Origin of the sequence: Amycolatopsis sp. cmx-11-51, assembly GCF_047608665.1 — a bacterium.
In the GTDB taxonomy this organism is placed as follows: domain Bacteria; phylum Actinomycetota; class Actinomycetes; order Mycobacteriales; family Pseudonocardiaceae; genus Amycolatopsis.
Genome location: NZ_JADNQO010000002.1, coordinates 473,473 through 485,657, shown reverse-complemented (window position 1 = coordinate 485,657; position 12,185 = coordinate 473,473). Strand labels below are relative to the sequence as shown.

Below are 12,185 nucleotides of genomic sequence, written 5' to 3'. Positions count from 1 at the left end.
TCGGAGTGGTGCCCACCACATTCACCTCCAGCCGCAGGACCGCTATCAGCGTGTTCGCGGCGCTGGGGCTCGTCGGCATCGCGATGGTGGTGCTGGGAGCCACCGGCGTGGCCGTCAAACCGGTGTCCGGGCAGGCGCTCGCGGTCCTCGAAGAGGTCCCTGGCCCTGATACCGGCCCGACGTGCGCCGTCGACAAGCGCTATGTCGACGAGGAGACCACGGGCATGCGCCCGGACGTGGTCGACGCGTGGAAAGCCCTGCGCGCCAAGGCCAAGGCCCAGAACATCGAGCTGTGCGTGAACGACGGCAAGCGCAGCCGGAGCCAGCAGCAACGCGAGTTCGACAAGGCCGTCGAGCGGTTCGGCTCGGTCGAGCAGGCCAAGAAGTGGGCACTGCAGCCGGAGACGTCCATGCACGTCAAGGGAATCGCCGTCGATATCCAGCCGCTGAATTCGGCCGCGTGGGTCGACAAGAACGGCGGCGCGCTGGGCTGGTGCCGCCGCTACGACAACGAGAAGTGGCACTTCGAGTACGACCCGGCCTACGTCACCGGCGGCTGCCCCGCCCTGCTCCCCAGCGCCACCGGCAACTAGACGTGCTTGAAGACCGAACTCGTCCAAGCACGCGAGATCGCCGCGCGAAGCGCGACTAGGCGAGCGTTTCGGCTACGTACTTAGCCGCCTCCGCGAGCAGCGCCTGGTCGTACGGCGCGTCCTTGGCCGCCTTGCTGGACATGATCGCCATGACGATCGGCGCCTTGCCCGGTGGCCACACGACGGCGATGTCGTTCAGCGTGCCGTAGTCACCGGTCCCGGTCTTGTCGGCCACGGCCCAGCCCGGCGGCAGCCCCGCCCGGATCCGCTCGGCGCCGGTGGTGGTGCGCTGGAGCAGGTCGCGGAGGAAGTCGCGCTTGTCGTTCGGTAGCGCGTCACCCAGCACGATCTTCTGGTAGTCGGTGCCGAACGCCCGCGGTGTCGTGGTGTCGCGCGGATCGCCGGGGGTGGCCTCGGTGATCGCCGGTTCGAGCCGGTCCATCTGGGTGACGGTGTCGCCGAGGCCACGCGCGAAGGCCGTCAGCTCCTGGGGACCGCCGAGGTCCCGCAGCAGCAGGTTGCCCGCGGTGCCGTCGCTGAACCGGACGGCGGCGTCGCACAGCTGGCGGATCGTCATCCCGGTGGCCACGTGCTGCCCGGTGACCGGGGCGTGTTTCATCAGGTCGTCCCGTGAATACGTGACCCTGGTTTCCAGGTGCGACAACGGGTTGCGGTGCAGGACGGCGGCCGCCGCGACACCTTTGAACGTCGAACAGAACGCGAACCGCTCGTCCGCGCGGTGTTCGACCGTGCCGCCGCCTTCGGTGTCGAGCGCGTACACGCCGAGCCTCGCGTCGAACTTCTTCTCCAGCTCCATCAGCCGGTCGTGGAACTGCCGGGTGGTGGGAGGCGGGGGCGGCGGGGGAGCCGACGGCGTCGCGGGCGGGATTCCGCGGTGCACGCGGCCAGCGGCGCGAGGACCGCCATCCCCAGAAGCGCGCGACGGGTGACGGCCGGCCCCGGCGATGTCATCGTGATCCCCCCTTGATCACTTCGAACATAGCAACTTCCCCACCGTCCCCGGATCGGCCAAGCGGCGGAGGTAGACGACCCCACTGAACCCAGGAGTGTGCCTTCCCCCACTCGACCGGGCCACCATCCTGGTTACCGACGGGTAACCAGGGCTAGGGTGCGGTCAGGACTACCTCTACTTCAGGAGCATTCGTGGCCGCAGGAGCAACACCGCTCGCGCCGAACGCGCGGTCGGTACGCAATGTCGCCTTCGTCGAAGGGGTGCGAACGCCCTTCGGCAAGGCAGGCGAAAAAGGCATGTACGCCGGCACCCGTGCCGACGACCTCGTCGTCAACGCCATCCGTGAACTGCTGCGGCGGCATCCCGAGCTGCCGCCCGAGCGCGTCGACGAGGTGGCGATCGCCGCCACCACCCAGATCGGGGACCAGGGCCTGACCATCGGCCGCACCGCCGCGTTGCTGGCGGGCCTGCCGAAGTCCGTACCCGGTTTCGCGCTGGACCGCATGTGCGCGGGCGCGATGACCGCGGTCACCACCACCGCGAGCGGGATCGGCTTCGGCGCCTACGACATAGCCATCGCCGGCGGCGTCGAGCACATGGGCCGCCACCCGATGGGCGAGGGCGTCGACCCGAACCCGCGCATCATCGCCGACAAGCTCGTCGACCCGACGGCGCTCGTGATGGGCCAGACCGCGGAGAACCTGCACGACCGGTTCCCGGCGATCACCAAGCAGCGCACCGACGCCTTCGCCGCGCGCAGCCAGGAGAAGTACGCCGAGGCCGTGAAGACCGGCAAGATCGGGCCCGAGCTGGTCCCGGTCGCCACCCGCTCGAAGGAACTCGGGTGGGGCCTCGCGACCGAGGACGAGCCGCCGCGCCCGGGCACCACGCTCGAGACGCTCGCCGGGCTGAAGACGCCGTTCCGTCCGCACGGCCGGATCACCGCGGGCAACGCGGCCGGTCTCAACGACGGCGCCACCGCGGCATTGCTCGCCGACGAGGACACCGCCCGCGAACTCGGCCTGCCGATCGGCATGCGGCTCGTCGGCTACTCCTTCGCCGGCGTCGAGCCGGAGGTCATGGGCATCGGCCCGGTACCCGCCACCGAGAAGCTGTTCCAGCGCACCGGCCTGTCGATCGACGACATCGGCCTGTTCGAGATCAACGAGGCGTTCGCCGTCCAGGTGCTCGCGTTCCTCGACCACTTCGGCATCGCCGAAGACGACCCACGCGTCAACCAGTGGGGTGGCGCGATCGCCTGCGGTCACCCGCTCGCGTCGTCCGGCGTCCGGCTGATGACGCAGCTTTCGCGTCAGTTCGCCGAGCGCCCCGACGTGCGCTACGGCCTGACCACCATGTGCATCGGCATCGGCATGGGCGGCACCGTGCTTTGGGAGAACCCGGCATTCGAGGGGGCGAAGTAATGACTTTCACCGCTGAGCAGGCGAAAGCCGCCTTTCCCGACGAGGTCGTCACGAACGCGGTCACGCGTCTGGTCAAGGTGCCCGGGCTCGACAAGCCGGTCGCGCTGATCACCCTGGACAACGGCCACGACCACACCCGGCCCAGCACCTTCGGCCCGCAGGGCCTGGTGAGCCTCAACGCCGCGATCGACGCCGCCTTCGCGGCCGAGCCCGCCGCGATCGCGGTCACCGGCAAGCCGTTCATCTTCGCCGTCGGCGCCGACCTGTCCGGTGTCGAAGCGGTCGCGGATCCGGCACTGGCGCGGGAAATCGCGCAGACCGGGCACGACGTGTTCCGGCGCCTCACCGAAACCGAGATCCCGACCTTCGGGTTCATCAACGGCGCGGTGATGGGCGGCGGGCTCGAACTCGCGCTCTCCTGCCACTACCGCACGCTGTCGGAGAACACCGCAGCGATCGCGTTCCCCGAGGTCTTTCTCGGCCTGTTCCCTGGCTGGGGCGGCACGCAGCTGCTGCCGAACCTCATCGGGCCGGACGCCGCGGTCACCGTGATCATCGAGAACGCGCTGGCGCAGAACAAGATGCTGAAGGTCGCGCAGGCGGCGGAACTCGGCATCGTCGACGAGGTCTTCGGTTCGGCCGACTACCTCGAGCAGTCCCTGCTGTGGCTGGCGAAGGTCGTCAACGGCGCGATCACCCCCGTCCGCCGCGAGATCGACCGCGGTGCCGAGTGGGACGCCGCGATCGGCCGTGCCAAGGCCATTGTGGATGGTCGCACCAAGGGCGCCTCCCCCGGCGCGACCAAGGCCGTCGAGTTGCTGGAGCTGGCCCGCGAGAACGATCTGGACCGCGGCTACGCGGCCGAGACCGACGGCCTCGCCGAACTGCTCATGGACGACACGCTGCGTGCCGGGCTCTACTCGTTCAACCTGGTCAACAAGCGCGCGAAGCGACCGGCCGGTGCGCCGGACAAGTCGTTGGCCCGCAAGGTGAACAAGGTCGGCATCGTCGGCGCCGGCCTGATGGCCAGCCAAATGGCGCTGCTGTTCGTGCGCCGCCTCAAGGTACCGGTGGTCCTCACCGACGTCGACCAGGAACGGGTCGACAAGGGCGTGTCGTATGTGCACGATGAAATCGACAAACTACTGGCCAAGAAGCGGGTTTCGCCAGACGGCGCGAACCGGTTGAAAGCGCTTGTCACCGGCTCGCTCGACAAATCCGCCTTCGCTGACGCCGACTTCGTGATCGAAGCGGTGTTCGAGGAGCTTGGCGTCAAGCAGAAGGTCTTCACCGACCTGGAGCAGTACGTCTCCCCCGAGGCGGTCCTGGCGACGAACACCTCGTCGCTGTCGATCACCGCGATGGCGTCGCAGCTGAAGCATCCGGAGCGCGTGGTCGGGTTCCACTTCTTCAACCCGGTCGCGGTGATGCCGTTGCTGGAGATCGTCCGCGCGGAGAAGACCGACGACGTCGCCCTCGCCACCGCGTTCTCCCTTGGCAAGCAGCTCAAGAAGTCGAGCGTGCTGGTCAAGGACGCGTCCGCGTTCGTGGTCAACCGGCTGCTGTTGCGGTTCCTCGGCGAGGTGCTGGTGACTGTCGACGAGGGCACGCCGTTCGAGGTCGCCGACAAGGCGCTGGAACCGCTGGGCCTGCCGATGACGCCGCTGACGCTGATGCAGCTGGTCGGCCCGGCGATCGCCCTCCACGTCGGGGAAACCCTGCACGAGGCGTTCCCGGACCGGTTCACCGTCAGCGAGAACCTCGACCGCTTTGTCAAGGCGGGTAAGAGGGGCGTCTGGCAGTGGGATGACAAGGGCAACGCGACCGTCGACCCCGAGGTGGACGCGCTCTGGCAGCGCGGCGACTCGCCGTCGACCTCCGAGCAGGTGCGTGACCGCGCACTGGCCGCGATCGCCGAGGAGGTCCGGATCATGCTCGACGAGGGCGTGGTCGCCGAGGCCCACGACATCGACCTGTGCCTGATCCTCGGCGCGGGCTGGCCGTTCTGGCTGGGCGGCATCACGCCGTACCTGGACCGGGCCGGGGTGTCCGAGAAGGTCAACGGCAAGCCGTTCCTGGCACCGGGAGTGGCGAGCGTTCCGCTCTCCTGACGTCGAACACAAGGCCACCGTCGGCGATCTCCTGATCGCCGACGGTGGCCTTGTGCGTTTTTCGTGGATTTTGTGGCAAGTGGCCGCGTTTTCGTGAAACTCTGTGCTGGTGCGGGAAAGCTCGTCTCCCCGGCCATCCCCCCGGGGAGACGAGCTGTCACCGTTCGCCGGAAGGCGGGCAGGGCGGGGGCGTGACCTTCATCCGCGCGGCGATCGGCGCGGGATCGAGCACGTCGACCTTCGTCGCCTTGGGGAAGCGCTGCCGCAAATCCGCCGCCCACGCTTCGGGGTCGGTCCCGGTGACGGGTACGAGGTGCACGACCGCCGGGAGGGCGTCCTGGCTCGTCTGCTCCAGCAGATCCGGTCGGCTCGCGAACATCTCACGGAACCGCTCGTAGGCCTGTCGCTTGGTCTCGGTCAGCACGCGACGCGCTTTCGGGTCTTCCCGGAGCTTCTCCGCCGCGGCGGTCATGTCCTGGTCGGTCTCGACGTACATGACCAGCTGGATCCCGCAGAGTTCACGTTTGCCGAGCGCGGCGGGCGTGGTGTCCCGGGGTTGCGCCACGACGGACGTCGGCGTCGCACCGACCCCGCCGAGCACCACGACGGCCGTGGTCACGGCGGCCACGACGACGAGCAAGGCGACCGCACCGAGCACCCAGAGCGATCGGCGAGACGCTCTCGGTCTGCTTCTTTCGTCTTCCACAGGGACGATCATCACACGGCGCCGTTCGTTGGCCGCTCGGACACCGCCCGTTCAGCGAAGCTCTCTAGCGTGCCGCCGGTGAACAGCGAAAAACCTGGCGTGGACCGCCGCGGCTTCCTCAAACGCGCGGGCCTCGTGTCCGCGGTGGCCGCGGGCGCGCCGCTCACCGCCACCACCCCGGCGGAAGCCCTCGATCTGGACATCGCCCTCGACATCGATGTCAGACGGCTCTTCGGCCGGGACCACTACCGGTGGCTGGTGGGCGATCACCACATCCACACGCAGTACTCCTACGACGCGATGTACACGGTGGACGGAATCGCCGACGGCGCCCGCCGCCACGGCGCCGACTGGGCGGTGATCACCGATCACGGCCACGCCACGCACGAGAAGTCGTCGGTGGAGCGGACGAACGCCGCGATCCGGGCGGCACAGCGCGAGCACCGTGATCTCCTGCTGTGGCAGGGCATGGAGTGGAACGTGCCGGGCGCCGAGCACGCGACGCTGTTCTTCCAGGCGGGCGCGAACCAGGCCGCGAAGCTGCGTGAGTTCGAGCGTGCCTTCGACTGGCGGCTGACCGGGACCGAAGCGGGTACCCCGGACAACGAGGCCTTGGCGGTCAAGGCGATCCGCTGGCTCGCCGCCGAAGAACGCGCGCGGCGGATCCACGCGCCCGTGGTGGTGATCAACCACCCGCTGCGCAACGGCCGGATCGCCCCGCACGAGATCCGCGCGCTGCGCGACGCCTCACCAGGCATCGTCATCGGCATGGAGGGCGCGCCGGGAGCGCAGGCCGACGGCTTCCCCAAACCACTCGGAAGCGGCGGTGGCGCCCGCGGCGGGTACGGCAACTCGCCTGGTTCGAACTCGTGGCCGGGCTTCCCGGAGGCGGCTTACCGCACTCACGGCGGATTCGACTGGAGCACCGCGACCGTCGGCGGGCTCTGGGATTCCCTGCTGGCCGAAGGAAAGCCGTGGTGGATCACCAGCAACTCCGACTCGCACTACAACCGCGGCGACACCCTCGTCCGGCCGGGCGTCCCGGACGGCTACTACGACGAGCACGGCGGCTACCCGGACCCGATCGACACCGGCATCCCGCAGACTCTGCCCCCGTACGCGGACTTCGCCCCCGCTGAGTTCAGCCGCACAGTCGTCGGCGTGACCCGCCGGAGCCACGAAGGTGTGCTGGAAGGCCTGCGCGCGGGACGCGTCTGGGTGGTCCACGGCGGGCTCGCGCAGGAGCTGGAGTTCGGCGCGTACAGCGGCTGGACCTCGGCGACGATGGGCGGCAGGCTGCGGGTCCGGCGCGGGTCCGACGTCACGGTCGTCGTCTCGGCGAAACTGGCGGCCCGGCCCAACGGCGGCGGCGCGATCCCCCGGCTCGCACGGCTCGACCTCATCTCGGGACCGGTCACCGGCCCCGTCTCCGACCGCGACACCCAGTCGGCGCCGGGTACCCGCGTGGTGCGCTCCTTCGAACCGCGGTGGGCTCCGGGGCGGACGGTCGCCTTCCGGCACACCTTCCGCAACGTGCGCGAATCATTCTTCGTGCGCACGCGCGGCACGGACGGCAAAAAGCGCGTGCCCGGCGGGATCGAGCCGAGCGCGGACGTGATCGGGCAGTCGAACCCGTTCGAGGACCTCTGGCTCTACGGGAATCCAATTTTCGTGGACGTCCCTCAGGCGTAGCTCTCCCTGAGCAGGCGACTGCTCGTGCGTGCAGGAGAACTGGCAGGCGCGGGGATCGGCGAGGACATCCGCGTGCCGACCGCCTTTTCACCGGCCCCGCCGGGCCGGTGCGGAGGCGGATCTGGCGCCGGCGAACCGCAACTAGAGGACTACTTGCGGGCTCACGCGCCCAGCGTGTCCGGGTCCGGCCCCAGCCGCTTGCCCTGCTCCAGGGTTGCGATCGCGGCACCGTCGTGCGCGTCGAGCGCGAAGTCGAAGACGTCCATGTTCTCTTCGATCCGTTCGGGCGTGACGGACTTCGGGATCACCAGGTGGTTCATCTCGATGTGCCACCGCAGCACGATCTGAGCCGGCGTCTTGCCGTGTTTCCGCGCGATGGTGGTGATCTTCTCATCGGAGAGCAGGTCCCCGCCTCGCGCCAGCGGGCCCCAGGCCTCGGTGACGATCTCGTGCTTCTCGTGGAAGTTCCGGAGCAGCGGTTGCTGCAGCCACGGGTGGCACTCGATCTGGTTCACCGCCGGGACGGTCCCGGTCTCTTCGATCAGCCGTTCCAGGTGCGGGAGCTGGAAGTTCGAGACACCGATCGCCTTCGCCCGGCCGTCGGAGGCGATCTTTTCCAGCGCCCGCCACGTTTCCACGTACTTGTCCTGCGACGGCAGTGGCCAGTGGATCAGGTACAGGTCGACGTAGGAGAGGCCGAGTTCGCTCATGCTGGTGTCGAAGGCGCGCAACGCCGAGTCGTGACCGTGCTCGGTGTTCCACAGTTTCGTGGTGACGAACAGTTCCTCGCGCGGCAGCCCGCTGGTGCGGACGGCCTCGCCGACACCGCGTTCGTTGGCGTACAGGGTCGCCGTGTCGATGGCGCGGTAGCCCGCCTCGATGGCGGTGCGGACCACGCCGGTGACCTCGTCGTCGCCGATCTTGTACACCCCGAATCCGAGCTGGGGCAGGGACGTTCCGTTGTTCAGCCGAATACTGGGGACCATCCTCGAACCGTAACCCCGGCGGCGGGTCAGGGCAGCGCGGGCAGGTGGACGGTCACCGAAAGACCGCCGCCCACAACGGGTTCCGCGGAGACCAGGCCGCCGTGGGCCTGGACGGCGGCCCGCACGATGGAAAGTCCCAGCCCCGCCCCGGTGCGGGCGGTCCTGGCGACACCGGCGCGGCGGAACGGTTCGAACAGTCCGGGGACCGCGGCCGGGTCGAGCAGGCCGCCGGACGACCGCACCCGCAGCACCGACCACTGTGGACCGGCCTGGGTGACGACGTCCAGCCAGCCGCCCTCGACGTTGTGCCGCACGGCGTTCTCCAAGAGATTGCCCGCGATACGTTCCAGCAGTGCGGGATCGCCGAACGTCGGTGCGCCGGGGGTCGCGAATTCGGTGCGGATGCCACGTTTCTCGGCGTCGGCCCGCACCGCGCGCCACGCGCTCGCGACGATCGCCGCGAGGTCGACCGGTTCCCTCGCCACCAGCCCCGCGCCGTCCGTCCGCGCGAGCAGCAACAGCGAGCCGACCAGCCGCTCCGCCCGTTCGGTCGCGTCGCGGACCACGCCCGCCATTCGCCGCAGTTCGGCTTCGTCGGCTTCCTCGTCGGCCAAGGTGACGTCGAGTTCGGTGCGGATGACCGCGAGCGGCGTCCGCAGTTCGTGGCTGGCGTTCGCGACGAAATGCCGTTGCGCGTCGAACGCGGCCTGCAGCCTGTCGAGCATGTCGTCGAAGGTCTCGGCCAGTTCGGCGAGTTCGTCCTTGGTGCGGACCTCGCCGATCCGCTCCCCCATCGATTCGATCGACAGCCGCCGTGCCGTCCCGGTGATCTCGCGCAGCGGCCGCAGGACCCGCGCGGTGAACGTCCACGCGAGGATCCCCGCCGCCAGCACGACGAAACAGAACGCGACCGCGCCGAACAGCAGCACGCGGTTCCGGGCGTACACCCGCAGATGCTCGGTGACGGCCGACGCGTCGACGTCGACGCCGTCGACCCGCACCGTGGTGCCCGGCGGCAGTTGCGGGACGGCGGAAACGGCGTCGCCGACCAGATTCCAGGTCAGCCAAAGCAACAGGAGACTGACCAGCGCCACCAGCCCGGTCGCGAGCAGTGTGACCCGCCCACGCAGGCTGCGGGCACCGGACAGGTTCACCCGCGTGCGGTCCCCTGCTCCGGCACCCGGTAGCCGGAGCCGACGACGGTTTCGATGATCCCCGGTTCGCCGAGTTTCTTCCGCAGGGTCATCACGGTGACCCGGACGGTGGTGGTGAACGGGTCGGCGTTCTCGTCCCACACGCGTTCGAGCAGTTCCTCGCTGCTGACCACCGAACCCGCGGCCGACAGCAGCACCTCCAGCACGCCGAACTCCTTGCGGGTCAGCTCGACCGGACCGCTCGCGCGACGGACGGTCCGCCTCGCCGGGTCCAGTTCGACGTCGCCCGAAGTCAGCAGCGGCGGCGCGGCCGGGGTCGCGCGGCGGCCCAGGGCCCGCACCCGCGCGACGAGTTCGGGGAAGGCGAACGGCTTGGCGAGGTAGTCGTCGGCGCCGAGCGAAAGCCCGTCCACGCGGTCCGAAACGGAACCGCTCGCGGTGAGCATGAGCACGCGCGTCAACTCGCCGGACGCGACGATCTCGCGGCACAGGTCGTCACCGGACATGCCGGGCAGGTCACGGTCGAGCAGCACGACGTCGTACCGGGTGACAGTGGCCTTTTCGTGCCCGTCGTCACCGGTGAGCGCGATGTCCACCGCCATCCCCTCGCGCCGCAGGCCGCGTGCGATCGCGTCGGCGAGGGGTTCTTCGTCTTCGACTACCAGAATTCGCACGACCCTACGTTGCCACACATTCCTGAGAGTGACCTGATTGGACTCGTGGGCGGTAAGGGCGGTTCTGTCGCGCTTGTCTGTCCGCAGGAAGTACAGGAAGGTGTGAAGGTCGAGTTTCTTCGGCTGAGCCGCGTGAAGGGGGCCTTCACGCGCCATCGTCGTCACTGGTGGGGCCACTGAGGCGACCAACCGAGTGTTCCGAGTCCGTGAAGGACTCCTTGAGGGACTCTGGGTCCCTCAAGGAGTCCTTCACGGACCGCGATCCCGACCCCACCATAGGTACCTAGGACACGGTTGGCTTTAACACTCACGAGACCCAGCGCAGGGCGAACCACAGCCGCATCCGGATCTCCGGGTCCGCCAGGTCCACCTCCAGCGCCCGTTCGATCTGCCCGATCCGGTGCCGGACGCTGTTGCGGTGCACGCCGAGTTGAGCGGCCGTCCGGTCCCAGCCGCCGTGGTGCGCGAGCCAGGTTCGCAGCGTTTTGACCAGTTCGCGGTCGCCTTTCCGGTCGAGTTCGCGCAGCGGCGCCAACGCTTGGGCGGCGAACCCCGCCGCCGCGCCCGGGGTGATCAGCGCGTCCAACCCGAGCCCCGACGCTTCCGCGACCACCGGCCGTTCCAGCGCGGCGGCCCGCCCCAGCAGCGATTCGGCTTCGGTGACGGCCTCGGGAAGGCGATCGGGCGGGACGGGCGAACTCACCACGGCGAGCCAACCGTCGGCGCGGAGCCTGTCGAGGTCTCCGATCTCCGGCGCCTCGCCGACGATCGCGTCGAACCGCGGTCCCGGCAGCAGCCGCACGAGCGGGGTGTCGAGCCGGGCGCGCAGCCAGTCGTAGCGCGCGGCGGCCTCGGTGGGGCCGCGGCGGTAGGCGATCCCGGCGACCAGACGGCGCTCGTCCGCGCCTGCCACGTCGGTCTCCCCCAGCAGCAACGCGGTGGCGGTGGCGCCGAGCCCGGCCGCGTCCGAACCCGCGCGGCTCGCCAGTCCGAGCAGCGCCGCCCCGACCGACAGGATCGCGCGGTCCGCGCCGTCGAACCGCTCGACGCGGCCGACCACGACCAGATACGACGCCGTCGCCTGTGGGTACACCGGTTGCGCGACCACGTGCGTGCCGTCGGCCAGTTCCGTCGTCGCACTGCGGATCCCGCGGCCAGCCCGCAGCGTGGCGACCAGTTCCCGGACCTCGGCCGGCCACGGTGACGGCGTGCCGTGATCGGCGGCGAGGACGTCACCGACGCCGACCAGCGCCACCCATGCCCGCAACCGTGCGGCCAGCGCGCTCGTCAGCTCGCCGAGCCCGTCACCGGCCGCCCTGGTCAGCGCCTCGCGCGCGACCGCGATCCGCCGCTGTTCCCGCTGTCCCGCCTCGGCCAGCGCGACCGACACCGCCCGGCTGATCGCCAGGAACGGCGTACGCGGCTGGACGACCAGCAGGGGCAGGCCGTAACGGATGCAGGCCGCCCGCAGCGACGGCGGCAGCGTCTCGTAGGCGCCGGGGGTGAGCCCGAACCCCAGCGCGGAGATCCCGCTGCCGGCCAGCCGCCGGACGTAGCGGTCGATCTCCGGCGGCTCCACCGGCAGGTTCACCCCGGCGGTGAGCAGCAGTTCCGCACCGAGCAGGTACGGCGCGGGATCCCGCAGCTCGCTCACATGCGCCCAGCGCACCGGGGCGTCGAGCGCGCCAGGGCGCAGCGTCTCCACGACCGGGTCGAGTGCCAGTTCCGGGTTGCCGACCACGGCCCGTAACGGGACATTCACCTCTGAGTCGAGCGGATCGTGAGTTTGGGTCATTCCATCCTCATTCGCACATAACTTTGGATGGATCATCCCATGTCGTTCAAGGCGCTAACGAACCTACGGTGACCCGA

Annotated in this window: 9 protein-coding genes and 1 pseudogene; 4 read left to right on the top strand and 6 right to left on the bottom strand. The window is 69.8% G+C overall.

All coding sequences use genetic code 11. The annotated features are described in order from the left end of the window. The first annotated feature begins 5 nt into the window (after positions 1–5). Positions 6–593, top strand: coding sequence for a D-alanyl-D-alanine carboxypeptidase family protein (locus ACM6LU_RS11195; RefSeq protein WP_414937560.1), 588 nt, complete (start codon positions 6–8; stop codon positions 591–593). A 55-nt stretch (positions 594–648) separates the two neighbouring features. On the opposite strand, the pseudogene bla reads toward ACM6LU_RS11195, so the two are convergent. Beyond that, positions 649–1,565 (bottom strand): annotated as a pseudogene (bla, locus tag ACM6LU_RS11190) (class A beta-lactamase). A 192-nt stretch (positions 1,566–1,757) separates the two neighbouring features. Between bla and ACM6LU_RS11185 the strand changes: the two are divergent. Together ACM6LU_RS11185 and ACM6LU_RS11180 are read left to right on the top strand one after the other, a co-directional pair. Further along, entirely contained in the window at positions 1,758–2,990 is a 1,233-nt protein-coding gene (locus ACM6LU_RS11185) for a thiolase family protein (protein WP_414937559.1), read from the top strand. Next, a complete protein-coding gene (locus tag ACM6LU_RS11180) occupies positions 2,990–5,101 on the top strand; it encodes a 3-hydroxyacyl-CoA dehydrogenase NAD-binding domain-containing protein (protein ID WP_414937558.1) in 2,112 nt (703 codons plus the stop codon). Before ACM6LU_RS11185 ends, ACM6LU_RS11180 begins: the two co-directional genes overlap by 1 nt. 157 nt (positions 5,102–5,258) lie before the next feature. On the opposite strand, the gene ACM6LU_RS11175 is transcribed toward ACM6LU_RS11180, so the two are convergent. Further along, positions 5,259–5,759, bottom strand: a complete 501-nt coding sequence (locus ACM6LU_RS11175; protein ID WP_414937557.1) for a permease-like cell division protein FtsX — start codon at positions 5,757–5,759, stop codon at positions 5,259–5,261. A 126-nt stretch (positions 5,760–5,885) separates the two neighbouring features. On the opposite strand from ACM6LU_RS11175, the gene ACM6LU_RS11170 reads away from it, so the two are divergent. Continuing rightward, the gene (locus tag ACM6LU_RS11170; RefSeq protein ID WP_414937556.1) at positions 5,886–7,499 is read left to right on the top strand and encodes a twin-arginine translocation signal domain-containing protein; all 1,614 of its coding nucleotides are present in this window, start codon (positions 5,886–5,888) and stop codon (positions 7,497–7,499) included. 161 nt (positions 7,500–7,660) lie between these two features. Here ACM6LU_RS11170 and ACM6LU_RS11165 read toward each other — a convergent pair whose 3' ends face one another. From ACM6LU_RS11165 to ACM6LU_RS11150, 4 genes are all read right to left on the bottom strand, one after another. Further along, positions 7,661–8,485 (bottom strand): aldo/keto reductase, encoded by an 825-nt coding sequence (locus ACM6LU_RS11165; RefSeq protein ID WP_414937555.1) that lies wholly within the window; start codon positions 8,483–8,485, stop codon positions 7,661–7,663. A gap of 26 nt (positions 8,486–8,511) precedes the next feature. Then, positions 8,512–9,639 (bottom strand): sensor histidine kinase, encoded by a 1,128-nt coding sequence (locus tag ACM6LU_RS11160; RefSeq protein ID WP_414937554.1) that lies wholly within the window; start codon positions 9,637–9,639, stop codon positions 8,512–8,514. Beyond that, entirely contained in the window at positions 9,636–10,313 is a 678-nt protein-coding gene (locus ACM6LU_RS11155) for a response regulator transcription factor (RefSeq protein ID WP_414937553.1), read from the bottom strand. Before ACM6LU_RS11155 ends, ACM6LU_RS11160 begins: the two co-directional genes overlap by 4 nt. Before the next feature lie 307 nt (positions 10,314–10,620). Next, positions 10,621–12,108, bottom strand: a complete 1,488-nt coding sequence (locus ACM6LU_RS11150) for a PucR family transcriptional regulator (protein WP_414937552.1) — start codon at positions 12,106–12,108, stop codon at positions 10,621–10,623. Positions 12,109–12,185 lie beyond the last annotated feature (77 nt).

What these genes read in the sequence shown, in the direction of transcription:
- ACM6LU_RS11180 (WP_414937558.1), top strand. Translation starts at nt 2,990, where the DNA reads ATGACTTTCACCGCTGAGCAGGCGAAAGCCGCCTTTCCCGACGAGGTC.
- ACM6LU_RS11165 (WP_414937555.1), bottom strand. Translation starts at nt 8,485, where the DNA reads ATGGTCCCCAGTATTCGGCTGAACAACGGAACGTCCCTGCCCCAGCTC.
- ACM6LU_RS11150 (WP_414937552.1), bottom strand. Translation starts at nt 12,108, where the DNA reads ATGACCCAAACTCACGATCCGCTCGACTCAGAGGTGAATGTCCCGTTA.